Source organism: Acidimicrobium ferrooxidans DSM 10331, from assembly GCF_000023265.1.
GTDB classification, from domain to species: Bacteria; Actinomycetota; Acidimicrobiia; order Acidimicrobiales; family Acidimicrobiaceae; genus Acidimicrobium; species Acidimicrobium ferrooxidans.
On sequence record NC_013124.1, the window covers coordinates 366,120 to 391,510 of the forward strand.

Genomic DNA, 25,391 nt, shown 5'->3' on the forward strand with positions numbered 1-25,391 from the left:
TTAGGCGCAGCTCGCGCAGGCGTCGAGAGGTGTGGCCGACAGATCGGCGAGCGAGGTGAGGAAGTCGTTCGCGGTGTGGGCCCAGGTGCGTCCGCGCGCGCGTCGCGCGCCACGCTCGCCCATGCGCCTCGCCACGACCGGGTCACGGAGCACGAGGGCCATGCGATCGGCGAAGGCGCGAGGCGTACGTTCGTCGACCAAGGCTCCGGTACGACCGTCATCGACGATCTCGGCAAGTCCGCCGGTCCGCGTCGCGACGACCGGCGTCGCGCACGCAAGCGACTCGAGCGCGACGAGCCCGAACGTCTCGCTCTCGGAAGGGACGAGCGTGAGGTTGGCGGCGCGGTAGTAGGTGCCCAGCTCGATCTGGGGGCGTGGTCCGACGAGGTGAAGCCGGTCAGACGCACCCGCGTCCTCGGCGAGCCTACGAACCTCCGCGAACTCGCGGTCTCCGTCGTCCCCGGATGGGCCGCCAACGACGACGAGGTGGCTCCGCGGGTCGTCGAGTTCGAGCCACGACGCGACCGCAAGGGCTGTGCCCTTGAGCGACTGGATGCGCCCGACCCACAAGATGACCGATGCATCGGGGGGGACCCCGATGGCACGCCTCGCAGGCCCTCGTGAGAGGGTCGGGGAGAAGACGGCAGGATCGATCCCCGGTTCCACGACGACGAGCTGGCCGCGAGGCGGACCATAGAGCGTTCGCAGCCACGTCGCCTCGGCCCGGCTCGAACTCACGATGAGATCGGCGCAGCCGAGCACGCGTTGCTCTTGATAGACGCGGGCCTCGGTGAGGTGACTCGGAGGTTGGCCGAGACGGAGCTTGGCACGCTCGAGGGTGTGGAACGTGACGGCAAGCGGGAGCCCGAGCTCGTGCTTGGCGCTGTGGGCCACGACGGCTGAGAGCCAATAGTTCGCGTGCACCGCGTCGATGCTCGTACTGCGGTCGAGCGCCTCGAGCACACGTTCGGCGAAGTGGTCGACACGGCGGGTGAGGTCGCGCTCGCGGTCATCGTCGCTGAGTGCATGCAGCCAGAGCCCTGGTTCGATGCGATGCCGACCGGGCACGTCGTGTGCGCCGGTGAAGATGTCCACCTCGTGGCCGGAGCGAGCGAGCTGGGTCGCGAGGTTGCGAACGTACACGCTCATGCCGCCGTTCGCTCCCGCTCCCGGTGTGGCAAACGGGGAGGCGTGATAGGCGATCATGGCGATGTGCACCAGATGGCTCCCTCCTGCGGCCAGCGTACCGAGCCAACCCGCCGATGCGGCGTCCTATTCCTCCTCGCTGCCTGGCGGCGGCGGAAGCTCGACCCCTTCGATGCTGCCAACTGCGATCGGTTCGCCGTCGGCGACGATTCGGTCGATGAGTGCGGCGCTCACCGCATCGAGGGCGCTGTGGAGGCGCCGGCGAAGCTCGGAGAGGGTCTGCTCTGCCTGGCGCTGACGAGCTTCCCAGGCAGGGCGCTCGGTGGCACTCACTTCGGTCGCGACGCGTGGGCCGGCGAGGTCGTTGATGGCCTCCTCGGCGAGCGCGATGTCCTCTTCTGACAGCGAGAGCTCGACGTGACGACGGGCGAGTGGCGGCGAGGGCAGGTTGGAGAGCGCGAGCTGACGGGCGAACTCCTCTCCGCGGGCTGGGCCGAGCGCAAGCGCATCGAGTCGCGTCTGAAGCTCGCGTCGCGCGAACGAGACGACGTTCTCGAGACGCAAACCACGACCACGGAGCGCGACGAGGGACGCTCGATCGCGTCCGTCAAGGTGTGCGGACGCCTCGATGACCTCCTCGACCGCGCGTTCAAGCTCGGTCACTGCCACCCCCCTTCGATGGGCAGCGTCAGCCTAGCTCGGGCCCGCCGGCGCGGCGCGGGTTGTGCGGGGAGGTGCATGTGGCTCGCTCGCGAACTCGACCACGAGACCGGAAGAGCCCGTCGCCTCGATCGTGGTCTCGCCCCTGCGACGCTCCACCGTCACGGTCGTCGTGTGGTCGCCGATCTGAAGATTGGTGAGCGTGATCCTGTCCAGCCAGGCGGGCAGCGCTGGGCGAACGGTGAGGGTGCCTGCCGCCGCGTTCGGTGCGAGCCCGAGCAGCGCAGCAACGATCAGCGCGAAAGCTCCGGCGGCCCATGCCTGGGGGGCGTTGGCGAGTCGATAGGGACGAGGGTAGGCGCCAGCGTCGCGGTCGACGCCGGTGAACAGCTCGGGGAGGCGACCGCCCGCAAAGAGGGTGCCGGCATCGAGCAGTGCCGTCGCGAGCGCGTGGGCATGGTCGGCGAGCCCGTAGGCCGCGAGTCCTGCGATGGCGATGGCGTTGTCGTGGGGCCACACCGAGCCGCGCTGGTAGCTCAGGGGGTTGTAGGCAGGATGGTTTGAGGAGAGCGTCCTCAGCCCCCAGCCCGAGAAGAGGTCGGGTGCGAGGAGGCGATCCGCCACGGCGCGAGCCCGCTCCGGGCTCGGCACCTGCGCCCAGAGGAGGTGCGAGGGGTTCGACGCCACCGAGTCGATGGGTCGCTTGGCGCCGTCGAGTCCGAGATAGTAGGTCGACTCCTCGGGCCACCAGAAGCGTTCCTCGATGGCCTCGACCAGTCGACTCGCCTCCTCGCGCAACGTCGCGGCGCGCTCGAGGTCGCCGAATGCCTCCTCGAGTACGTTGGCCCAGGCTCGCTTGGCGGCAACGACGTAACCCTGCAGCTCGACCAGGGCGATCGGTCCATCGACGACGCTGCCGTCCCCCTGGAGGATGCCGTCTTCGGCGTCTCGCCATCCCTGGTGCCGATACCCAGTCGCCGAGCGGGGCGCATACTCCTGCAGGCCATCGCCATCGCGATCGCCATAGCGGTCGATCCACGCGATCGCAGCCTCGACGCTCGGGCCGAGCCGCGCGAGGAGCGCTCGATCGCCCGTCCAGCGCCAGAGCTCGCCGGCCGCGATGACGAACAGCGAGGTGGCGTCGTGCGTCCCGTAGTACGGAGTGTGCGGGATGAGCTGGAGTTCGGCGAGTTCGCCTTGGCGCAGCTCGTGCGGGATCTTGCCTGGTTCGGCGTCGCGTGTCGGGTCGTCCGTGGTCGCCTGAACGCTGGCGAGGGCAAAGAGCGCTGCCTGGAGGAACTGCGTCCCGAGCATGACGGTCTCGAGTCCCGTCCAGATCGAGTCGCGTCCGAACAGCGCGACGAACCATGGCACCCCGGCCGCAGGGATCCAGGGCAAGATGTCCGGGTGCGCGCCGAGGCCAGCGCCCTCGGCACTCATGCGGAGCGCGAGCAGGTCGTCGACCGAGCGGCGCATGATCCGCTCGAGCCTGGTGTTGGAGGTCGTGACGGTGGTGAGGAGCCGACGGTCCTGGTGGAGCTTCTCGAGCGGCGCGACCAGCTGCTCGCACGCGTAGGTCGGGCTCCTCAGCGTCGTGAGGCGCGCGTGCAGGCGCAGGCAGATGGACGTCTCGGCTCGCGGCTCGAGGGCGATGCGTACGATCAGCCGACCGTTCGCGTACTCGGGCTGTGCGGGAGCCTCGGCGACCTCGACGACGAGCGCACGTGCGAACGCGCCGTTGCGATAGGTCGTCTCGAGGCGGCGGGTCCCAGGATCCCACGTGGTCTGGACGGAGCCACGGCGCGCACGCCGACCGCTGCGCACGTCGAAGATGTCCGCGAAGTCGCTCTCGATGCCGAGCTCGAGGTCGACGCTGATCGGCGAGAGCGAAAAGTTCTCGATGAGCAGGTCGTCGTGGATGCCCGGACCGATGACACGGTCGAGGCGAATGCGGAGATCTCCTTCGTCGAGCCGGTGGTTCACCAGGGTGAGGGTTGGGTTCGTGAACTCGAGGCGAGCTGCGCGAGGTCCGAGCGCTGCGCCCTCGACGAGGATGAGCGGTGCGGTGCCGAGCGTCAGACTCCAACCGGAGAGCAGGCGGGTGTCCTTGACGAAGTAGCCGCGCTCGCGTTCACGATCGATGGATCCATTGCGTGCGGTGACCAGGATCTCGTCGTCGTCGGCGAGCGTGATGGTTTCCGAGCCGAGCCAGTCGACGGTGGGAAGGAGCTCTCTCACGCGCCGGCTCCCGTGACGCGCACAGGTGCGATCGGGCGCTCGGCGATGATCGATCGATAGAGCCGGAGGTGGGCCTGCACCATTGCCTCGGCCGAGAAGTGTTCGGCGACCCAGCGTCGAACGGCCCTGCGATCCAAGGTGGCGGCGCGCTGGAGCCGGTCCGCAAGGTCCTCGACGCCCGTCGCCAGAAAGCCGGCGACGCCGTCCGCGACGACTTCCGGAGCCGACCCGATGGCCGTTGCGACGACCGGCGTTCCCGCAGCCATCGCCTCGATCATGACCATGCCGAACGGCTCGGGCCAGGCGATCGGATTGACCAGCGCGATCGCTCCGCCCAGCAACGCCAGCTTGTCGCTGCCGCCGACCTCGCCGACGTATTCGACGTCAGCACCGAGGAGCGGTCGAACGGCGGTCTCGAAGTAGGCATGCTCATCGGGTTCGCGCATCTTGGCTGCGATGCGCAGGGGGATCCCGGCACGTCGTGCGATCTCGACTGCTGCGACGACGCCCTTGTCGGGACTCATGCGACCGAGGAACAGGGCGTAGCCACCGTCACCGCGTCCCATCGGTACCGCATCGATCTCGATGCCGTGGTGGATGACGGCGGCGATCCGCACGCCGAGGGCGAGTTGGGCCTGTGCATGGGAAATGGCGATGACGGGGACGGTGGCGCTCACGTGCCGGTAGTAGGTCGCCATGGCACCGAGGAACGGTGCGTGGTTGGTGGTGACGATGGGAGCGCTCGCAAGGCGCGGCCCGACGAGGGGACCGACGAGCGTGTGGTCGTGGATGATGTCGACCTCGCCCAGCTGGGAGTAGGCCTCGAGGACGTGGACCGACTCGTTGATCGGCGTTGCCTGGTCGGTCCCGAGCGCCCATGGCGTGGCGCGTACCGTCGGCACGGGGCAGGTGGCATCCCCGGTCGTCGCAAGCACGACGTCGTGTCCCGCTGCGTGGAGGCCGCGCGCGAGCACGTCGAGCACCGCCTCGGTGCCGCCGTAGCGCGGTGGTGGGACCGGCACCCAACATGGGGCGACGATCGCGATGCGAAGGCGTCTCGGGACGTCGTCAGGTGCCGGCCGAGCGGCGAGGGCGCTCGCGTCGTCGGGCGACACGGTCACGCGGTGCCCGGCGTGACTCTCAGGAGTGATCCCCACGGGACTCGCGTTCCTCCTCGGTTCATGCTGCACGCACGTGGACCGACGGACGACTACGTCGGCACAGCGCTGTGACCGACTCTGTGGTGTCCAGCCTACTGGCGCGCGGAAGCTGACACGAGCGACGGCGTGCTGGTCGAGCGGCCGAGGGCGGTGCGGACGCGGCTGCCGAGGTCGCCGGCGCGCCGCAGGCTCGTCTCGACCGAGGGTGGGAGCAGATTGGCCATGACCGAGACGACCGGGGCCATAGTGGCCCGGTTGCGCATCGCGAGCCAGACGCCCGGTGCCATGACGCGAGGGTCGCTGATGAGGCGGACGAACCGTCGGCCGAGGGCGTAGTAGGTGCCGTAGTGGCCACCGAGCAGCGCCGGGTAGCGCGTGAGTGGATGGTCACTGTCGGTGCGGCGAGCCTCGGCGATGAGGGTTGCGGCGAGGCGCCCGGTCTCGAGAGCGTAGGAGATGCCTTCGCCGTTGAAGGGGTTGATCGTCGCGGCAGTATCACCGACGAGGAGGTAGTTCGACCCCTGGACTGGCTTGATCGTGGTGCCCATCGGGAGCTTGCCGCCGACGGGCTTGGCAAGGAGCGGGTGCTCGACGTCGAGCCCCCAACGATCGCGCACGCGATCGACGAAGCGTGCGAGCTCCGTCGTGGTGTTGACGTGGCGCCACGCACCTTGGTTGGTGAGCAGTCCGAAGCCGATGTTGACGCTGCCATCTCCCATGGGGAACACCCACCCATAGCCGGGCATCACGCGACCGCTCTCGTCGCGCACGTCGAGCGCTGACTCGATCCACGGTTCGTCGGATCGCGACGAGGGGAGATAGGTGCGGATCGCGAGCCCGAGGGGCTGGCTGGTGTCGCGGATCGCGCCGAGCGACCGAGCGAGGCGCGCATTGGACCCTTCGGCGAGCACCACCCAGCGCGCACGCACGCGGACGACGGCGCCATCGTTCGTCCGACGTGCGAGGACCGCGCTGATGCCGTTGCCACGTCGTTCGAGTTCGATGCCCTCGTGGCCGAAGAGCACGGTCGCGCCCCGATCGGCCGCGGCGCCGACGACAAGCGCATCGAGCTCGCGCCGACGCGCGACGAAGCCGTAGGACGGCAGGAGCGGGTGGTTCGGCCACGGGATGTCGAGCGTTCGGCCGAACGCGACGGCTCGGAGCCCCTCGTATCGATGGAAGCGGGCTTCGAGCTCCGCTCCGAGGCCCAGCGCTTCGAGCTGCACGACCGAGCGAGGGGTCAGGCCGTCGCCACAGACCTTGTCGCGGGGGAACTGCTTGCGCTCGAGGACGACGACGTCGATGCCGCGCATCGCGAGCCAATGGGCACAGCTCGCACCGGAAGGTCCGCCGCCGACGACGACGACGGTGGTGGAGACCTCTTCGTCAACTGCCTGGACCACGATCTCACCCTAGTGGCGGCCCAACGGGTTCTCCGGGGTGACGCCGATCACCCTGACGCTCCCCCACGTGCGCATGGGTCGGGGCCGTATACTGCCCACGAAGAGGCCGGATTTGCAGCATGCGTCCTCCGTGTCCATCATGGAGGCGCAGCTGCGTGAGCGATATCGAGTTGGAGCGAGGTGCGATGGCCCAGTACCTGCCGATCGGGATCTTGCTGATCATCGGCGTGCTCTTTGGAGCAGGATCGTTTCTCGCCTCCGGGTTGCTTGGACCACGGCGTCCGCACCGAGCCAAGGCAGCGCCGTACGAGTGCGGGATCGTGCCCCGTGTCGACCCTCCCGAACGCTTCCCGGTGCGGTTCTACCTGGTTGCGATGATCTTCATCATCTTCGACATCGAGATCGTCTTCCTCTATCCGTATGCGGCAGCAGCGGGCTCGCTCGGCACCTTCGGCGTGATCGAGGTTGCCGGCTTCGCGGTCGTGGTGTTCGTCGCCTTTGCCTACCTGGTCTCCAACGGCGCGCTCGACTGGGTGCCTCGGCGTCGGGTGCGGGCCCATCCGCCAGAAGTCCAGCGATCGCTGGAGGCACCGGCTCGCGCGGGGAGTCGGTGAGATGGCGCTCGACGACCTGAGCTACAACTTCCTGACGGCGCGCCTCGAGGACCTCGTCAACTGGGCTCGCAAGTCGAGCGTGTGGCCGGCCACCTTCGGGCTTGCCTGCTGCGCTATCGAGATGATGGCGGCAGGGGCTGCCGACTTCGACCTGGCTCGATTCGGAATGGAGGTCTTTCGTGCCTCGCCGCGCCAGGCAGACCTCATGATCGTCGCGGGGAGGGTGTCGCAGAAGATGGCCCCAGTGCTCCGCCAGGTCTATGACCAGATGCCCGAGCCGAAATGGGTGATCTCCATGGGCGTGTGTGCCTCCTCGGGTGGGATGTTCAACAACTACGCGATCGTCCAGGGCGTCGATGAGATCGTCCCCGTGGATGTCTACGCGCCGGGTTGTCCGCCTGGCCCCGAGACGCTGATCCGTGCGATCTTGACCCTGCACGAGAAGATCCGCCACACCCCCATCCTGCGGCGGCGTGGCCAGGACGAGCCCGTCGCGGAGTTGCTCGCCCGGCCCCGTTTCGGCACGGGGGAGGCGTTCGCGTGAGCGGCGTCGTCCGGCACGTCGCACGTGAGGACTGGCTCGAGACGGCGGAAGGCTTGCGTGCGGACGGGTTCGTGATGCTCGCCGATCTGACGTGCGTCGACTATCTCGAGGGGGTTCGAGAGGACCTCCCCGAGGAGGTCGTGCGGGAGCGTTTCGAAGTCGTCGCCGTGCTGCGGCGGATGGACCCACCTGCCATGGTGCGCCTTCGGGCACAGGTTCCCGACGACGATCCCGTGATCGACTCGCTGTGGTCGGTCTATCCCGGGGTCGAGGCGTTCGAGCGCGAGGTCTTCGACTTGTTCGGGATCCACTTTCGCGGGCATCCCGACCTGAGTCGGATCCTGATGCCCGAGGACTGGGAAGGTCATCCCCTGCGCAAGGACTATGGCGTCGGCCGCGTGGCGGTGCAGTTCAAGGAGGTGCGTCGACACCGATGACGTCGTCCATCTACACCGTGGTGCGGCCCGACGAGGAGGCAGAGGCCCTCGGCTTGGTCGCGGAGACGTACGAAGGCTCCCAGGAGCTGACCCTTCGCGGTGCCACGTCGGCCGCGGAGCTCGAGCGAGAGCAGGGCGCGGTGCTCCGGGTTCCCGAGAGCGAGGTCGATCTCGAGGGGTTTCGAAGCCGACGACCGGATGATCATCAACATGGGCCCCCAGCACCCGTCGACCCATGGGGTGCTGCGCATCATGCTCGAGATCGAGGGCGAGACGGTGCTGCGTTCGAAGCCTGTCATCGGCTATCTCCACACCGGGATGGAGAAGACGGCAGAGACGCTGACCTACCTCCAGGGCACGACCAACGTGACCCGTATGGACTATCTGTCACCGCTCAACAACGAGCTGGTGTACTGCCTCGCGGTGGAGGACCTGCTCGGTCTCGAGCTGCCGGAGCGGGCGATCTGGATCCGCATGCTAATGTCCGAGCTCAATCGCATCGCCTCGCACGTCATGTGGATGGCGACCAACGGCATGGACCTCGGGTCGACGTCGATGATGATCTTCGGGTTCCGTGACCGCGAGATGGTGCTCGCCTTCTTCGAGAAGGTGACCGGCCTGCGGATGAACAACAACTACATGCGACCCGGTGGGGTCGCGGCCGACCTTCCCGACGGGTGGGAAGACGACGTCTCGGCGATCGTTGACACCATCGAGCGGCGCGTGGAGGAGTACCACGAGCTGTTGACCGGTCAGCCGATCTTTCGCAAGCGCGTGGTCGGGGTCGGGATCATCAAGCCCGAGGAGGCGATCGCGCTCTCGGCTACCGGTCCGATCCTGCGCTCGACTGGAGTCGCGTGGGATCTGCGTCGGTCGATGCCGTATCTCGCCTACGACCAGGTGGACTTCGACGTGGTCGTCGGCACGGTGGGCGACACCTGGGATCGCTACATGGTGCGCATCAACGAGATCTTGCAGTCGATCCGGATCGTGCGCCAAGTCGTCGAGCGCATGCCATCGGGACCGTATCGAGCGCAAGATCCGAAGGTCACGCCGCCGCCGCGTGCGCGTATCGATGAGTCGATGGAGGCGTTGATCCACCACTTCAAGCTCTACACGGAGGGCATTCGGGTCCCCGCAGGCGAGACGTACGCGGCGATCGAGTCTCCTCGTGGAGAGATCGGTTGCTATCTCGTCTCGGACGGGTCGGCGCGTCCCTATCGGATGCACATCCGAGGGCCGTCGTTCGCGAACCTCCAGAGTCTTCCGGTCATGCTGCGTGGCGCACTGATCGCCGACGCGATCGCGATCACGAGTTCTGTCGACCCGGTCATGGGGGAGGTAGACCGCTAAGTGGGACGGTTCGAGGGCGAGTTCGCGGCACGTGCCGAGGAACTCGTCGGGTTGTATCCTGAGCGTCGCTCCGCGGTGCTGCCGCTGTGTCATCTGGCGCAAGAGCAGGACGGTTGGTTGACGCCCGAGGCGATTCGTCACATCGCCGAGCTGGTCGGGCAGACCCCGGCCGAAGTGCAAGGTGCGGCGTCGTTCTACGACATGTTGCACCTCGAGCCGGTCGGTCGTTACGTGGTCGGGATCTGCACCAACATCGCGTGTCTGCTGCGCGATGGGGACCGCCTGCTCGAGGCCGCCGAGGAGCTGCTCGGCGTGGGCGTGGGCGGCACAACACCCGACGGGCTGATCACGCTCGAAGAGGTCGAGTGCGTCGCGCACTGCGACAAGGCGCCGGCCGTGCAGGTGAACTACCGCTACTTCGGTCCGGTGACGCCGACGAGCTTCGAGGAGCTCGTCGGGCAGCTGCGCCGTGGTGAACTCGATGGGGAGGTGCCCCCGCACGGGGTCCTCTCGCGAGTGCGCCGTGCGGCCCCGCCGCCGATCCCACTGGATGAGATCGACGCCGAGCGGGCCCGCCAAGACGCGGAGCGCGCCGAACGCGCTCGGCAGGCGGAGAGCGGATCATGAGCGCGCCGTCGATCGTGGGCGCGAGGCTCGGCTACGAGGACTCGTACACCCTCGAGCGCTTTCTGGCAACCGACGGCGACGCCGGGTTGCGCAGGGCGCTGCTCGAGCTGACTCCGGAGCAGGTGCACGCCGAGGTCCTCGAGGCCAACCTGCTCGGCCGAGGGGGCGCTGGATTCGAAGCGGGCCGCAAGTGGTCCATGCTGCGAAAGGCCCCGCGTCGCTACCTCGTGGTCAACGGTGATGAATCCGAGCCGGCAACCTTCAAGGATCACCTGCTGGTCGAGCGTGATCCACACCAGCTCGTCGAGGGGGCGACCATCGCCGCCTATGCCATCGGGGCCTCGGTCGCCTTCATCTATCTCCGAGGGGAGTTCGCACTCGGTCTCGAGCGGGTTCAGCAGGCCATCAACGATGCCTACGCACGCGGAGCGCTCGGGCGCAACATCTTCGGGTCGGGGTTCTCGCTCGACATTGTGCTCCAGCCTGGTGCGGGCGCCTACATCTGCGGCGAGGAGACGGCGCTCCTCGAGTCGCTCGAGGGCAAGCGAGGATTCCCGCGCATCAAGCCGCCGTACTTCCCGGCGGTGATCGGGCTCTACGGAGCGCCGACCATCGTGAACAACGTCGAGACGGTGTCGAACCTCCCGTGGATCGTGCGGCACGGAGGAGCCGCCTTCCGCGCCCTCGGTGCGGGCCGCTCGACGGGGACCAGGATCTTTGCGTTGTCGGGAAGCGTGCGCCGTCCGGGTGCCTTCGAGGTCGAGATGACGAGCGTCACGTTTCGAGAACTCATCTACGGTGACGCCTACGGACAGGGTCTCGAGCCGGATCGCGAGCTTCGAGCCTTCATCCCTGGTGGGGTGTCGTCGCCATGGCTCTTCCCCGAACACCTGGACCTGCCGCTCGGTCAGGACGAGGTGGCCAAGGCCGGCTCGATGCTCGGGTCGGGGTCGATCATCGTCATGGACGACGGCGATTGCCCGGTGAGGGCGGCGTGGCGAATCGCACGCTTCTTCGCACGCGAGTCCTGCGGTCAGTGCACTCCCTGTCGCGAGGGTGGCACCTGGATCGAGCAGGTGCTGCGTCGCCTCGAGCTGGGCTACGGACGCGAGGAAGATCTCGACCTGCTGCTGGATGCGTGCGACAACATCTCCCCTGGCGTTACCTGGCCGCCGGCCCAGACGACCATCTGCGTGCTCGGCCCCTCCATCCCTCCGTCCGTGGTCGCGGCGATCCGTCGGTTCCGCGACGTCTTCTTGACGCATATCAAGGAGGAGCGCTGCCCCTATGACTGAGCAGGCCAGCACCGTCACCATAACCCTCGACGGGAAGTCCGTCACCGTTCCAGCTGGCGTCAAGCTCATCGAGGCACTCGAGGCCGTCGGTACCTACGTGCCGCGGTTCTGCTACCACCCTCGGATGCGTCCCGTGGGCGTGTGCCGGATGTGTCTCGTCGAGGTGTCGGGCCCTCGCGGGTTCTCGCTGCAACCCAGCTGCTTCATCGACGTCGCCGACCAGATGGAGGTGCGCACCACGAGCGAGCCGGTGCGCAAGGCCCAGCATGGCGTCCTCGAGTTTCTGCTCCTCAACCATCCACTGGACTGCCCGGTCTGCGACAAAGGTGGCGAGTGCCCCCTCCAGGACCAGGCCTTTGCGCATGGTTCGGGTGAGACTCGTTTCATCGAGGAGAAGCGCCACTATCCCAAACCGATACCGGTGTCGCCGCTCATCCTCCTCGACCGTGAACGATGCATCCAGTGCGATCGCTGCACCCGCTTTGCCGACGAGGTGGCCGGTGACGCGAGGTTGGATTTCGCCGGACGGGGCAACGGATTGCGCGTCGCGACGTTCGAGGGCGAGGGCTTCGAGTCGGTGTTTGCCGGCAACGTCGTGCAGATCTGTCCGGTCGGGGCGCTCACGGCCACGCCATATCGGTTCAAGGCTCGTCCGTGGGACCTCGCCGAGGCAGCCTCGACGTGCACGTCCTGCTCGATGGGGTGCCAGGTCGTGCTGCAGTCGTCACAGAACGAGTTGACCCGGGTCCTCGGGGTGGACGCGGAGGCGATCAACCAGGGTTGGCTCTGTGATCGTGGTCGCTTCCAGGTTGCGGCGGTGAACAATCGCGAGGAGCGTCTGCTTGCTCCGCGCATCGGGGCCGATCGCGCGAGTTGGGCTGCAGCGCTCGATGCGGTCGCAAGCGCGATCCAAGAGGCCGTCAGCCGGCAGGGCCCGGCCGCCGTCGGCGTGATCGGTGGCGATCGACTCAGCCTCGAAGGCCAGTTCGCCTGGGCTCGCCTGGCCCGCAGTTCGATCGCCACGCCGCGTGTGGACGGGGTCGCCGGTTCGTTGGTCGACCCCAATCTGTGGCTGGATCGCCTGGCCACCGTGGACGCGATCGACGACGCCGAGGTCGTGGTGACCATTGGTGTCGATCTTCGCGAAGAGCTTCCGGTTGCCTGGCTCCGCCTTCGACAGCGGGCGCTCGCCGGTGGTGCGGTCGTCGACGTGGCCCCTGGACCGACGAGTCAGGGCGAGATCGCCACGGCGCGGATCGTCCTGGATCCTCGTGATCCCGAGGCGGCCATCCGGGAGGTTGCACAGGTCGTCGGCGATCGCCGTGCGCTGGTCATCGTCGGGCAGTCCAATCCGCTGCTCGACTCGCGGACGCGCGTGGGGCTGTATGCCGCACTCCTAGGCCGGCTCCCCGCGTCGACGGTGCTGCCGGTCCATCGGTCCGGCAACGCGGCCGGGGCACTCGTGGCGGGGCTGTCGCCTGGCTGGTGGCCTGGTCTCGTGGCCGGGCCGGTCGCTGGGTGGGCTGAGAGCGCGGGCCACGACGTCACCGATATCCTCCAGGCGGCGCGTGTCGGCGCTCTGGGCGTGCTCATCGTGCTCGACCGAGACCTCGGCGAACTCGGCCTCTCGGACGCAGAGATCGAGACGCTCGCTCGCAGCGTGACCCTCGTCGTGGCCTCGAGCTTCGAGACGGCGACGACGAGGCGCGCTGCGGTCGCCCTCCCGATCGCCGCCTGGGGCGAGGAGCGAGGCGTGACCATCTCGGCCGAGCTGCGCCTTGGTCGCCTCGCGGCTCAAGTGGAGCCGATGGAACAGGCGTGGCCCGCCTGGTCGGTGGCGGAGGAGCTGCGCGCACGGCTCGAGGTGGGTCCGGTCGCCGTTGCCGTCGGTGAGGTGTTGTCGGCGCTGTGCCATGTCGGTGGCGTGGTGACGACTCACGACGTGCATCTGCTCGGCCAGCGCGCCGACGGTCCGCTGTTGCCGTCGGCAGAGCGTGGCGACGGATCGCCGCCGCGGCTGCTCGACCCCATGGGGACGCCCGGCATCGCCTCGGTGCGTCGTCAGGCCCCAGACGTCCGGTTGGGCAACGCCCTCGACCCGGCGCTCCCGGCACCCTCAGCCGGGGTGCGGCGCGCGTCGCTCGCCACCGCTGCCGCCCTTTCGAACGACCTGGTTGGCGCGACAGGCTCGGGGTTCGTGCCTTGGATCGCGAGTGCGCTCTATGGGGACACCCCCGACGTCGTCGCAAACCCGTTCCTCGCTCCGCTCCGGCGCCAGGCGCGCGCGCGGCTGGCGCCATCGGATGCGTCGCGTCTCGGGCTCGAGCTCGACGGTGCGACGGTGCAGATCGGCGGCCGCGTGAGCCTACCGGTCGCACTCGACGACGACGTCGCCGAAGGGGTGGTCGTGATCGAGGGCATGCCGAGCGGTTGGGGTGAGCTCGCTGGCCCCGGTTGGAGTCTCGTAGAGGTGGAGGCGCTGCATGGGAGCTGACCCGCTCCTCGTCGGCCACATCGGGTGGATCGACGTCCTCATCGTCGTCATCAAGGTCGTCGTGGCCTTCGCGGCCATGATGGTGTCGGTCTTGCTCGCGATCTGGGTCGAGCGCAAGGTGATCTCCGACATGCAGAACCGGATAGGTCCGAATCGTGCGGGACCGTTCGGCCTGCTGCAGAGTCTCGCCGATGGCATCAAGCTCTTCTTCAAGGAGGATCTGATCCCCGAGCGGTCGGATCGTTTCATCTTCAAGCTTGCGCCGTACCTGTCGTTGGTGCCGGCCTTCTTGACGTTCACGATCGTGCCGATCGGTGGCGTGGTCGATCTGTTCGGTCACCGGACCGAACTCCAGGTCGCCGATCCGCCGATCGGGATCTTGCTCCTTCTCGCGATGTCGTCGATCTCGGTCTACGGCGTGATGCTCGCGGGTTGGTCGTCCGGCTCGAAGTATCCCCTGATCGGTTCGGTGCGTGCCTCGGCGCAGATGATCTCGTACGAGGCGGCGATGGGGCTCTCCATCGCCGCGGTGGTCCTCGTGACGGGCTCGCTCTCCACGCGCGACATGGTGACGGGCCAGCTCGGCACCTACCTCGGCTTCATCCCGCACTGGAATCTGATACGGCTCGGGGTGATCCCGTTCGTCATCTTCATCGTGGCGATCACTGCGGAGGTGAACCGGCCACCGTTCGACCTCGTCGAGGCCGAACAGGAGCTCGTGGGTGGATTCCACACCGAGTACTCCTCCATCCGCTTCGCGCTCTTCTACTTGGCCGAGTACTTGAACACCATCACCATGAGTGCCATCATGGTGACCCTGTTCTTCGGAGGCCCAGACGGCCCCGATCCGCACGTGTTGCACTGGCTCTGGCCGATCGTGTGGTTCCTCGTCAAAACGTCGATCTTCTTCGTGATCTACGTGTGGTTCCGTGCCGCGCTCCCGCGCCTCCGCTACGACCAGCTGATGGATCTTGGGTGGAAGGTCCTGATCCCCGTCTCACTGCTGTGGCTGCTCGTCGTGGCGGGTATGCGGGCCTCGCGGGTGCTCGGTTTCGTGCTGCTCGTGCTCGGGCTGATCGCTGCGGGAGTCTTGCTCCGCGCGATCGATGTCGGCCGACGCCGCCGTGGCCAGAGCGCGCCCGTGCTTCCCGATCTCATGGACGCATCGATGCTGGGGCCGAGCCCGATCCCGGCCATGGTCGAGGAAGGGTCGACCACAGCGGAGGAAGGGGATGACGATGGGCGTGCTTGACGCACTCGGGGGCTTCCGCCTCACCCTCCGACAAGTGTTCGAGCCGCGGGTCACCTTGCAGTACCCAGAGGAGAAGCGCCCGAAGCCGCCGCGGTTCCACGGACGGCACGTGTTGAACCGGTATCCGGACGGGATGGAGAAGTGCATCGGGTGCGAGCTCTGTGCGGGCGCCTGCCCGGCGCGCTGCATCTACGTGCGCGGCGCCAACAACGACCCGGAGAGGCCGACCTCGCCAGGGGAGCGCTTCGGCTTCGTCTACGAGATCAACTACCTGCGCTGCATCCACTGCGACCTGTGCGTCGAGGCCTGTCCGACCGAGGCGATCACAGAGTCGAAGATGTTCGAGTTCGCCTTCACCAACCGTGAGGACGCGATCTACACCAAGGCGGAGCTCGTCGTCGACGACGAGGGTCATCCAAGGCGCCAGCCATGGGAGGACTGGCGCGACGAGGATGAACGCTGGACTTCGGCCTGGGTTCGGGCGACGGCTCCGGGAGGCGATCCGGCCTTCGAGGGCGTCGTCGGTTGGTCGCCAGAACTCGGTGTCGGGACGCGACCGCCGGAGCGTGGCCAGTCCGACCTTCCGGAAGACGAGGCGACGCCCGTGTTCTCGTTGCGAGCGATTCTGGCGTCGCGGATCTTCCGTCAACACGGGGGGAGGGCTTGGTGATCCTCGGTGTCGTCGGGGTGGTGAACCTCGTTGTGTTCGTGGTCGCGGTGGCCGTGGTGGCCATCGGTGGCGTTGGGCTGGTGAGCGCACGCCAGCCCGTGCACGCGGCCTTGTTCCTCGTGTTGACGCTCTTCGGCGTTGCAATCCTGTTCATTCAGGAGGGAGCGCAGTTCCTCGCGGCCGTGCAGGTGGTCGTCTATGCCGGCGCGGTCGTCGTGCTGTTTCTCTTCGTCATCATGCTGCTCGGTGTCGACCGTGTCGAGGTGAGCAGCATCGTCGGCAGCGGTTGGCGGGTCTGGGCAGCCGGCATCGGCGTCGCAGCCGTCCTCGTCGAGCTGGGTCTGCTCGCCATCGGCCATGAGGTCACCGGCGCCTCCAGCCTGGCGGGCAAGCTCTCGGCGGGATCGAACCTCGGTGTCCTCGCTCGGAGTGTCTTTACGACCTACGTGCTGCCCTTTGAACTCACGAGCGTGCTGCTCGTGATCGCGGTGATCGGCGCCGTGGTGCTGGCGCGAAGGCTCCGCCAGCGATCGGACGCGACGACGGTGAGCCGAAGCGAGGAGGTGCACCCGTGATTCCGGTGAGCTGGTACCTCATCGTCGGGGCGCTCCTGTTCGGGCTCGGGGCCTTCGGCGTCTTGATTCGACGCAACGTCCTCGTGATGTTCATGTCGATCGAGCTCATGTTGAACGCCGTCAACCTCACGTTCGTGTCGTATGCCAGGGCACTCAACGACGTCGGCGGCGAAGTCGCGGTGTTCTTCGTCCTGGTCGTCGCCGCAGCCGAGGTGGTCGTCGGCCTCGGCATCATCGTGGCATTGTTCCGGCGACGTGCCTCGGTCACCATCGACGACATCGCGCGGTTGAAGGGTTAGGTCGGCATGGATCTCATCACCGCTGTCATCGGGTTTCCGCTCCTTGGCTTCCTCGTGCTCCTTGCGTTCGGCAAGCGCATCGGCGAGCCGCGCGCTGGTTGGGTCGGTACCATCGCGACCACGCTGTCGTTCGTCGCCGCGCTCGCGCTCTGGGGCGTCGTGCTGGCACGACCGGCCGACGAGCGGGTCGCGGTCGTCCGCCTGTTCACGTGGTTTCGCGCTGGCCCCTTGGTGGCGCACATCTCCTTCCGCGTCGATGAACTCACCGTGTTCATGGTGCTCTTCGTGACCGGTGTCTCGTCACTGATCCACCTCTACTCGATCGGCTACATGCATCGAGACCCCAGGTTCCACCAGTTCTTCGTCTATCTGAACCTGTTCGTCTTCTCCATGACCGTGCTGGTGAGCTCGAACAACTTGCCACTGACCTTCCTCGGGTGGGAGGGCGTCGGCGCGTGCTCCTACTGGTTGATCAGCTTCTGGTTCGAGCGCCCCTCGGCTGCGAGCGCCGGCAAGAAGGCGTTCATCGTCAATCGGATCGGCGATGCAGGCTTCATCCTCGGCACGGCGCTCATCGTGGACCATCTGCACTCGGTGAGCTACTCGGTGATCCTGCCCGAAGCCCATCGGCTCTCGAGCGGCACGCTCGAGGCGGTCGCGCTGCTGTTCTTCCTGGCAGCGGTCGGCAAGTCTGCCCAGCTGCCGCTGTTCGTGTGGCTACTGGACGCCATGGAGGGCCCGACACCGGTGTCGGCACTGATCCATGCGGCGACCATGGTGACCGCAGGTGTCTTCTTGATGGCGCGTCTGTCGGCGTTCGTGACTCCCGCCCATGACGCCGCCACGGTCATCGCGTGGATCGGCGCGATCACGGCCTTCGTCGCGGCGATGGCCGCGACCTCGCAGCACGACATCAAGAAGATCGTCGCGTACTCGACCGTCTCGCAGCTCGGCTACATGATGCTCGGCATCGGGACCGGTGCCTACGTCGCGGCGCTGTTTCTGATGGTGACGCACGCGTTCTACAAGGCGTTGATCTTCCTTGCCTCCGGTTCGGTCATCCACTCGCTCGATGGCGAGCAGGACGTGCGTCGTATGGGTGCGCTCCGTCGCTTCATGCCGATCACGGCCGTCACCATGATCCTCGCGTGGCTCTCGATCGCGGGGGTACCTCCGTTCTCCGGCTTCTTCTCGAAGGGGTCGGTCCTCGAGGCAGCCTTTGCCCACCAGCCGGTGCTGTGGGCGATCGGTGTCGTGACCGCCGTGCTCACCGCGTACTACATGGGTCGACTCGTCTACGTCGTGTTCTACAACGAGCCGCGCTACCAGGAGGTCCTCGGCGAGCGGAGCCCACACGAGTCGCCCCGAGTCATGACGGTGCCACTGGTGGTCCTGGCGGTGGCCGCAGTGCTCGGAGGGCTCATCAACCTGCCCTTCGGGAGCTTGGACTTCCTCGATCGATTCCTGGCGCCGGTCTTCGGCCCTTCGCTCGTTGCCGTGCATCTGTCGGGCGTCGCTCGGGCGGCGCTGCTTGCGACCGATGCGGTCGCCGGCCTCCTCGGCGTCGGGTTGGCGTGGCAGCTCTGGGGCCATCGGTGGCGTCGGCCCGAGCTCGAGCCGATGGTGCTCCAGCGCGGTTGGTACGTGGATGCAACCTACGACCGCGTCATCGCGCGTCCGATGACCGAGCTCGCGCTCGAGGCGGACGAGGTCGTCGATCCGAAGGTGATCGATGGCGCGGTGATGAGCGTCGCGTGGGCAGCTCGGCGAATCGGTGGCCTGGGCCGACGGGTACAGACCGGGCTCGTGCGCAGCTACCTGTTGCTGATGGTGGCCGGGATCGTCGTGGTGATGGGCTACGTGCTCGCAGTGGCGACACGTTAGAGAGGCGGAAGAGGCATGACGCTGCTCGACTGGTTGGTCGCTGTCCCCGTGATCGGGGCGCTGATCGTACCGATGATGGCGTTGCCGCGGGAGCAGGCCTGGTTGGTCCGTGCCTTCGGGATCGCCATGTCGATCGTGGAGCTCGGCATCGCCGTCCTGCTCGCGGTGCGGTTCCACATCGGTGCTCCAGGCTTCCAAGACACCCAGGACCTGCGCTGGATGGGTGCGCTCGGCGTGCACTGGTATCTCGGCGCTGACGGCATCTCGTTGGTGCTCGTCATCATGACGGCGGTGCTCTTCGTCATCGCGATGGCGGCGATCAAGGGCGTCACCGACGTTCGGGCCTACGTCGGGTGGATGCTCCTGCTCGAGGCGGCGTGCATGGGCTCGTTCGTCTCGCTCGACCTCCTGCTCTTCTTCGTGTTCTTCGAACTGTCGTTGGTACCGGCCTACTTCCTCATCGCGGACTTCGGCTTCCTCGGGTCGGGGCGTGCGGCCATCAAGTTCTTCGTCTACACGTTCGCGGGGAGCGCGCTGCTGCTCGTCGGGATCATTGCGCTCGTCGTCATCCATGACCACCAGACGGGGAACCTGACGTTCGCGTTGCCCGCCCTCGAGCACACGCGGCTGGCTGCGAGCACGTCGCTGCTCCTCTTCTTGGCCTTCACGGCAGCCTTTGCCGTGAAGACCCCGATCTTTCCGTTCCATACCTGGTCACCGGACACCTACGCGAAGGCTCCGATCCCTGCCGTGGTGATCGTCGCTGGCGTCATGGCCAAGCTCGGCAGCTACGGCATCGTGCGTTTCGACCTCGGGTTGTTCCCCGGCACGTCGAGACAGCTCGCGTGGCTCATGCTCACCCTGGCGGTCGCGGGCATCCTCTGGGGCGCGATCGTGGCGGCGGGCGAGCGACACCTGGGTCGGCTGGTGGGGTACTCGTCGCTCTCGCACATGGGGTTCATCGTCCTCGGGATCTTTGCGTTCTCGACCGAGGGTCTCGCAGGTTCGGTCCTGCAGATGGTCAACCACGGGATCTACACCGCGGCGATGTTCCTCCTACTCGGCATGATCTACGACCGCTCCGGCACGCTCGATGCCTCGCGGCTCGGCGGACTCCAGCGGCACGCGCCGGTGCTCGCGGGAGCCTTCACCGTGGTGGTCATGGCGCAAGCCGGCTTGCCTGGCCTGAACGGCTTCGTCGGCGAGTTCCTCATCTTGGTCGGTACGTTCGTGACCCATCGCTGGTGGGCGGTGGTGGCGGTGGCCGGCGTCGTCGGTTCGGCGGCCTATCTCCTCTGGGCCTACCAGCGGGTCTTCCACCGCGCACCGTCCGAGGACCGGGTCGTACACGACCTGCAGTGGCGCGAGGTCGCCCTCATCGCGCCGCTCCTGGCGATCATCGTGTTCCTCGGGGTCTACCCGAGGCCGGTGCTGTCGGCCATTGACCCAGCGACCTCGGCGATCGTGGCACGCGCGAATCGGGCGCCACTGCCGGTGGCATCCTCCACGCCGACCGCTGTGGTTTCGACGCTCACCCCGGGGGTGCGGCCATGAACGTCCTGTTGGCGAGCATCGTGTCCCAGACGCCGATCGTGCTGCCTCGCATCAGCTACCTCACCATCGGTCCAGCGCTCGTGCTCTTTGGCGGAGCTCTCGTGGTCCTGCTGGTGTCGGCGCTCCTGGTGCGCGCACGGCGGCCCGAGCTCTATCGTTGGCTGGCGCTCGTCGCGGTCGCGGGCGAGATCGTGGTGGCCACGGCAGGCCTGCTCCACGTCGACGCACACGGCGCCTCCCTCGCGGTGGCGGGTGCGTTGGCCTCCGATGGCTTCGGGTTCGTCGTCGCCATCATCGTCGGTGCAGCGACCCTGGTCGCGCTGCTCATCGGGCCGAGTTTCGTGCAGCGCGAGCACGGCGGCCCGGAGTACGCTGCACTCAGCCTGATCGCGGCGAGCGGTGCCGTGGTGATGGGACAGGCGAACGATCTGCTCGTCGTCTTCCTCGGGCTCGAGATCCTCTCGATCTCGCTGTACGTTCTCGTCGGCTTCCGTGTGGGTGACGGGGTGGCGCGCGAGGCGGCGCTCAAGTACTTCCTCATGGGCGGCTTTGCCTCCGCGGTGCTGCTCTACGGCATCGCCTTGATCTATGGTGCGACGGGATCGACGAATCTCGTCCGCATCGAAGGGTTCTTGGCCGCCGACCACCTGATCCACAACGGCGTGCTGCTGGGGGGCATCGCACTCGTGCTCGTCGGGCTGGGCTTCAAGGTGGCCGCTGCGCCGTTCCACGCCTGGAGCCCTGACGTCTATCAAGGGGCGCCGACCTCGGTGACCGGGTTCATGGCAGCACTGGCCAAGATCGGCGCGTTCGCCGCGTTGGTGCGCGTGTTCGATGGCGCGCTGGCCTCCCAGGCCTCGCTCTGGGGCCCACTCGTGGCGGCGTTGGCAGTGGCCTCACTGGCGGTCGGCGCCTTCTTCGCCCTGCGCCAGCGCGACGTCAAGCGGATGTTGGCGTACTCGTCGATCAACCATGCCGGCTTCATCCTCCTCGGTGTCTATGCCGCGAGCGCGGTGGGGATTCGCGCGGCGCTCCTCTACGTGGGCACCTATGGCATCCTCGTCGTCGGGAGCTTCGGCGCGCTCTCGTTGGCGCAGTGGGTTCGAGGCCTCGACGAGGGGCTGTGCTCGCTCGATGATCTCCGTGGCCTTGCGCGTGAGCATCCTGCGATCGCGGTGACGCTCGCCATCACGCTCGTGGCGCAAGCCGGAGCGCCCTTCACGACCGGCTTCTTGGCGAAGTTCGCCGTCGTGGAGGCGGTGATCGCTGCCGGGGAGACCTGGATCGCGATCGTCGCCATGTTGAGTGCCGCGGTCGCTGCAGCGTTCTACCTGCGTGTCGTCCTCGCCCTCTACGGCAGGGACAGGGAGTCGAGCGTCGTACCGGCGATCGCCGGGGCGCAGGTCGAGGACGGGCGATCTGCCGTGACGCAGCGCCCGAGCCCGAGCGAGCGCGTCGCCGTGGCGACGGCCTGGGGCGGTGTGGTGCTCTCGGTGGGCGCCACCATCGTGCTTGGCGTGGTGCCGACCCTCGTCCTCAGCCTCGTCGGGAGAGCACACATCCTGTGAGACTCAGTCGGTGAGGTTCAGTCGGGTTGGGGCCAGCGTCGGTCCTCCATCACGCTGTTCGCACCATCGACGACGATGACCGAACCCGAGACGTAGCTCGCTGCTGGTAGGCAGAGGAAGGCGACGACGTCGGCAACCTCTGTCGGAAGGCCGGATCGCCCGAGCGGGCTGGCGAGACCGGCAGCTCGTTCGTCGGGCGTCTGTGACCCCGTGGCGATCCAGCCTGGCGCGACGACGTTGATGGTGGCTGGGGCGAGGTCGAGCGCGAGTGAGCGCGCGAGACCGACGAGGCCGGCCTTGGCGGCAGCGTACAGGGCGCTGTGCACGGTGGCGTTGACGTGGCCAGTCGTAGAGCCGACGAGGACCACCCGTCCGCGCGCGCCGTGGGTGAGCAGTGTCGGTGCGAAGGCTCGGACGGTGAGCACGGCGCTGAGGAGGTTGCGATCGAGTTCGTGCGTGATGGTGTCCTCTGGCAGGCTCCACAGGGCGCCTTGGCGCTCCGGGTCCCCGACGGCGGTCATGCCGGCGTTGGCGACGACGATCGCGGGAGGACCGAGGCGCGCGGTGATGGAGTGGGCAGCCTCTGCGACCTCGGCCGCGACGGTGAGGTCGGCGGTGGATGCGACCGCGTCGATCCCTCGTTCGATGAGTTCGTCGCGTCGAGTGAAGATCCTCGGTGAGCGACTGATCAGGCCGAGGCGAGCACCGAGCTCGCCGAGCGTGGTGGCGATCGCAAACCCGATGCCCGTTGGAGACCCGGCCCCGGTCACGACCGCGACCGATCCGTCGAGTCGCCAGCGCTCATGCATGGGGGTCCGCCAGGAAGCGTCCGACGAGCGGCAGGTCCCAGAGTGACTCGGCGCGTGCTGCGGCGATCGCGATCGCGGCGAGGTGCTCGTAGGCGTCGACGACGAGGTAGCGGGGTTCCCAGCGGGGCTCGAACTTCGCGTTGAAGCGCCAGAGCGACTCGATCTGCATGCTCGACGAGAGCCGATCGAGCACCCAGCGCTCGACTCGGGCGCTCAGGAGTTCGCCGCCGCGTTCACCGGCGAGCACGCCCCGCATTGCAGCGAAGTTGAGGCTGATCGCCTTGACGTGGCGGGCTTGGAGCTGCGTCATGGTCTCGACGATGAGCAGGTCGAACATGCCGTTCGGATGGTTGCCGAGGTCGCGACGCATCAGGTCGAGCGAGTAGCCCTCGATGCTCGGCGCGGGGACCCACTGCACGAACCCGACGATCCGGCCGTCGGGTCCTGTGCACACGCTCATGAGGACGTCGGTGTCGCGGGGGTCGAAGACGCGCCCCAGCGTCATCGAGAACCCGCGTTCTCGGCCGCCGCGGCGTGACTCGCTCATGACGCGAAGCACGTCGCGCCGCTCCTCTTCGGTGAGCTCGAGCGGAGCGACGACCCGCACGCGGTAGCCGTAACGGCGCATCCGATTGACTGCCTGGCGCAGACTCTTGTGGCGCTTGCCGGCAAGGTCGAGTTGACCGAGCGTGACGATCGCCTCGTCACCGAGGTAGAGGGGATGCAAGCCGACCTCGCGGTACCACTCGCTCCAGGTCTCGCTCGCCCCGAGGACGCACAGTGCCTTCCCGGCGCGAGACGTGGCCTCGAAGAGCTCGAGGAAGGCGAGGCGTGCCGAGGCGGTCGCTCCGATGGGGTCTGGGGAGACGATGACGACGGAGCCGAACTCGCCGTAGGCCACGAGGCCGCCATGACGCACGAGGTGCTCCTTGTCGGAGCGCAGCGCGAAGTAGTCCAGTGTGCTCTGTGGGTGGGCTCGCAGGATCTGTGCGGGATTGCGGGGCGCTCTGAGGGAGGCGAGCTGCGCGCTGAGGCGATCGCGCACGGGTGCCACGAGGCGCCACACGATGAGGACGAGGAGTGCGACGCCGACCAGCGTGAGTGCGTCTTGCAACTCACCGACCGCGAATGGCGGCGGTGCTTGAACCGGAAGACCGAGCACGGTGCCGATGATCCCTCCGAGGGCCGCGAGGGGACGGAGAGGTGCATGGTGTACGAGGGCATCGCCGATCGCGACGACTTCGGCGACGAGGACGACCAAGACGCCGGCGCCCACGACCGAGAGTGCCCTCCACACTCGTCGGCCCCTGGGGGCGGGTTGTCGAAAGGCGCTTCGCCAGATGGCCAGCGCGACGAGCGCGAGGCTGAGGAGGCCGGTCGTGATGAGGTCGCTGCGGCGGACCAGGTTGGAGGCGACCGCTGCTGCGAGGACCACCATGGCGATCCGCCACGCCCGTCGTTGACCGGCTCGGAGCCCTTGGGCGATGCCGAGCAGCAGCGTGCCGGCGGCCGCCGAGATCGCGTCGGCGTAGCGAGGGATCGGTCCGAGGGTAGGGAAGAGTGTGGTGACGATCGACAGGTGTCGTGCCAATGGGGGTGCGAACGCCGAGATCACCTCCACGAGACCGGCGACGCTGACCGCAAGTCCCCCGACACGGCGCACCGTGAGCGAGGTCTCGGAGGCGAGCCTGGGCGCGGGGGGCCACGAACCGCCGTCAGGGGCGCCCGCGAGCGTCACCTGATGATCGAGGAGGGCCTGATCGGGCCAGAGCAGGCGCGAGAGCGCGTTCGGCGGGCGAACGCGACGGCGCGTCCGGCGCAGGTAGGCGCGCACGACCGCGCCGACCTCGAGCTCGATCCACGTCGTGTGGTACATGGGCTCGTAGCGGGTGGGGAGCAGACCTCTGCCGGCAACGGGCGTGAGCACGGCCGTGGTCGGTCCTGGCGAGGCGAGGAAGGCGTCGTCGTCGTGTTGGAGTTCGGCGAGCTCGGCCTGGGCGGCGATGAGCGAGGTGTGCGGTGGGAGGCTCTCGAACAGATCACGCGCGGCTTGGTTGGTGGCCAGTGCGCTCACCATCGACTCCATCGGCTCCTCGATGAGGTGGGTCACCGACCGCGAAGCGAGGACGCTGGCAAGGAGCACGATGAGGGCATCGAGGACGAGGAAACTCGCGACGAGGGCGATGTGGCGCGATGCCTGGTGGTGGAGGTGTGCGACGAGCGGTGCGGCCCTGAGCACGAACGGCAGCCGGGCCAGCTCGAGCAGGACGAGCGGGACGAAGACCCACAACGCGAGCATGCGTGCACGCCGTGCGAACGAACGCGCCACGACGAAGTGGGTCACGGAGGCGGCCGGATCGAGCCAGGCAGCGCCACGGAAGCCTGGGAGTCGTTCGAGCGCTTCGAGCGTGCGCCGTCGTGCGAGATCCGTGCCGACCGGCTTCATGCGGACGCGATGGCCGCGGGGCCCTGGCCCGAGGAGGATCAGCTCGGCGGTGTGTTCTACCTCGGCCCCCATTGCCAGAGGCTCGTCGCGCACGGAGGTGATGCGTACGGTGCGTGCGCGGGCGCTCGTGAGCAGGTCGACGACGTCGTGGTGGTGCCCGAGTGCGGAGCGTGGGTCGAGACTCGGCTCGGGTGCGGTGACGCGCCCAGCGAGGACGAGCAGGTCATCGGGCTCGAGCTCCCCGATGATGCGTGCGAGCTCGTCACGATCGGGGCCTGGGCGCCGATCGTGGAGGTCGAGATTGCCGAGGACGACGACGCGCGCGCCGGGCGCGAGGCGCACCTCGAGGGGCGCCGACTCCAC

21 protein-coding genes are annotated in these 25,391 nt (G+C 67.8%); 14 read left to right on the forward strand and 7 right to left on the reverse strand.

From position 1 onward, the window contains the following. From AFER_RS01840 to AFER_RS01860, 5 genes are all read right to left on the reverse strand, one after another. A complete protein-coding gene (locus AFER_RS01840) occupies positions 1-1,218 on the reverse strand; it encodes a glycosyltransferase (protein WP_015797827.1) in 1,218 nt (405 codons plus the stop codon). A 54-nt stretch (positions 1,219-1,272) separates the two neighbouring features. Continuing rightward, positions 1,273-1,809 carry a hypothetical protein gene (locus AFER_RS01845; protein ID WP_015797828.1) on the reverse strand — a complete coding sequence of 179 codons (537 nt, stop codon included), beginning with the start codon at positions 1,807-1,809 and terminating at the stop codon, positions 1,273-1,275. 30 nt (positions 1,810-1,839) lie between these two features. After that, positions 1,840-4,044: an amylo-alpha-1,6-glucosidase gene (locus tag AFER_RS01850; protein WP_015797829.1), complete on the reverse strand. Its 2,205-nt coding sequence runs from the start codon at positions 4,042-4,044 to the stop codon at positions 1,840-1,842. Then, a complete protein-coding gene (locus tag AFER_RS01855) occupies positions 4,041-5,201 on the reverse strand; it encodes a glycosyltransferase family 4 protein (protein WP_015797830.1) in 1,161 nt (386 codons plus the stop codon). The genes AFER_RS01850 and AFER_RS01855 overlap by 4 nt, the downstream gene beginning before the upstream one ends. Before the next feature lie 95 nt (positions 5,202-5,296). Then, a complete protein-coding gene (locus AFER_RS01860) occupies positions 5,297-6,607 on the reverse strand; it encodes an NAD(P)/FAD-dependent oxidoreductase (protein ID WP_015797831.1) in 1,311 nt (436 codons plus the stop codon). A gap of 155 nt (positions 6,608-6,762) precedes the next feature. Here AFER_RS01860 and AFER_RS01865 point away from each other — a divergent pair, with 155 nt between their 5' ends. The 14 genes from AFER_RS01865 to AFER_RS01930 all read left to right on the forward strand — a co-directional run bounded on the left by AFER_RS01865 (position 6,763) and on the right by AFER_RS01930 (position 21,773). Further along, positions 6,763-7,221 (forward strand): NADH-quinone oxidoreductase subunit A, encoded by a 459-nt coding sequence (locus AFER_RS01865; RefSeq protein ID WP_015797832.1) that lies wholly within the window; start codon positions 6,763-6,765, stop codon positions 7,219-7,221. Between the two features lies 1 nt (position 7,222). After that, positions 7,223-7,765 carry an NADH-quinone oxidoreductase subunit B gene (locus AFER_RS01870; protein ID WP_015797833.1) on the forward strand — a complete coding sequence of 181 codons (543 nt, stop codon included), beginning with the start codon at positions 7,223-7,225 and terminating at the stop codon, positions 7,763-7,765. Then, positions 7,762-8,202 (forward strand): NADH-quinone oxidoreductase subunit C, encoded by a 441-nt coding sequence (locus AFER_RS01875; RefSeq protein ID WP_015797834.1) that lies wholly within the window; start codon positions 7,762-7,764, stop codon positions 8,200-8,202. Before AFER_RS01870 ends, AFER_RS01875 begins: the two co-directional genes overlap by 4 nt. Positions 8,203-8,301: 99 nt before the next feature. Further along, positions 8,302-9,555: an NADH-quinone oxidoreductase subunit D gene (locus tag AFER_RS01880; RefSeq protein ID WP_015797835.1), complete on the forward strand. Its 1,254-nt coding sequence runs from the start codon at positions 8,302-8,304 to the stop codon at positions 9,553-9,555. Further along, positions 9,556-10,182 (forward strand): NADH-quinone oxidoreductase subunit NuoE family protein, encoded by a 627-nt coding sequence (locus AFER_RS01885; protein WP_015797836.1) that lies wholly within the window; start codon positions 9,556-9,558, stop codon positions 10,180-10,182. Next, positions 10,179-11,477, forward strand: a complete 1,299-nt coding sequence (locus tag AFER_RS01890; RefSeq protein WP_015797837.1) for a complex I 51 kDa subunit family protein — start codon at positions 10,179-10,181, stop codon at positions 11,475-11,477. The genes AFER_RS01885 and AFER_RS01890 overlap by 4 nt, the downstream gene beginning before the upstream one ends. Further along, complete coding sequence (gene nuoG / locus AFER_RS01895) at positions 11,470-13,971, forward strand: NADH-quinone oxidoreductase subunit NuoG (RefSeq protein WP_015797838.1); 2,502 nt, start codon at positions 11,470-11,472, stop codon at positions 13,969-13,971. The genes AFER_RS01890 and nuoG overlap by 8 nt, the downstream gene beginning before the upstream one ends. Continuing rightward, positions 13,961-15,223 (forward strand): NADH-quinone oxidoreductase subunit NuoH, encoded by a 1,263-nt coding sequence (gene nuoH / locus AFER_RS01900; RefSeq protein WP_015797839.1) that lies wholly within the window; start codon positions 13,961-13,963, stop codon positions 15,221-15,223. The genes nuoG and nuoH overlap by 11 nt, the downstream gene beginning before the upstream one ends. Continuing rightward, a complete protein-coding gene (gene nuoI, locus AFER_RS01905; protein WP_015797840.1) occupies positions 15,204-15,893 on the forward strand; it encodes an NADH-quinone oxidoreductase subunit NuoI in 690 nt (229 codons plus the stop codon). Before nuoH ends, nuoI begins: the two co-directional genes overlap by 20 nt. Then, complete coding sequence (locus AFER_RS01910) at positions 15,890-16,468, forward strand: NADH-quinone oxidoreductase subunit J family protein (RefSeq protein WP_015797841.1); 579 nt, start codon at positions 15,890-15,892, stop codon at positions 16,466-16,468. Before nuoI ends, AFER_RS01910 begins: the two co-directional genes overlap by 4 nt. Continuing rightward, complete coding sequence (gene nuoK / locus AFER_RS01915; protein WP_015797842.1) at positions 16,465-16,767, forward strand: NADH-quinone oxidoreductase subunit NuoK; 303 nt, start codon at positions 16,465-16,467, stop codon at positions 16,765-16,767. The genes AFER_RS01910 and nuoK overlap by 4 nt, the downstream gene beginning before the upstream one ends. A 6-nt stretch (positions 16,768-16,773) precedes the next feature. Then, positions 16,774-18,651 carry an NADH-quinone oxidoreductase subunit L gene (gene nuoL, locus AFER_RS01920; protein ID WP_015797843.1) on the forward strand — a complete coding sequence of 626 codons (1,878 nt, stop codon included), beginning with the start codon at positions 16,774-16,776 and terminating at the stop codon, positions 18,649-18,651. A 15-nt stretch (positions 18,652-18,666) separates the two neighbouring features. Beyond that, positions 18,667-20,205, forward strand: a complete 1,539-nt coding sequence (locus AFER_RS01925; protein ID WP_015797844.1) for a complex I subunit 4 family protein — start codon at positions 18,667-18,669, stop codon at positions 20,203-20,205. Further along, positions 20,202-21,773: an NADH-quinone oxidoreductase subunit N gene (locus AFER_RS01930; RefSeq protein ID WP_015797845.1), complete on the forward strand. Its 1,572-nt coding sequence runs from the start codon at positions 20,202-20,204 to the stop codon at positions 21,771-21,773. The genes AFER_RS01925 and AFER_RS01930 overlap by 4 nt, the downstream gene beginning before the upstream one ends. A gap of 17 nt (positions 21,774-21,790) precedes the next feature. Here the strand turns inward: AFER_RS01930 and AFER_RS01935 are convergent, their stop codons facing one another. Together AFER_RS01935 and AFER_RS01940 are read right to left on the reverse strand one after the other, a co-directional pair. Next, positions 21,791-22,582, reverse strand: coding sequence for an SDR family NAD(P)-dependent oxidoreductase (locus tag AFER_RS01935; RefSeq protein ID WP_015797846.1), 792 nt, complete (start codon positions 22,580-22,582; stop codon positions 21,791-21,793). After that, positions 22,575-25,391 (reverse strand): MprF family protein, encoded by a 2,817-nt coding sequence (locus AFER_RS01940; protein ID WP_015797847.1) that lies wholly within the window; start codon positions 25,389-25,391, stop codon positions 22,575-22,577. The genes AFER_RS01935 and AFER_RS01940 overlap by 8 nt, the downstream gene beginning before the upstream one ends.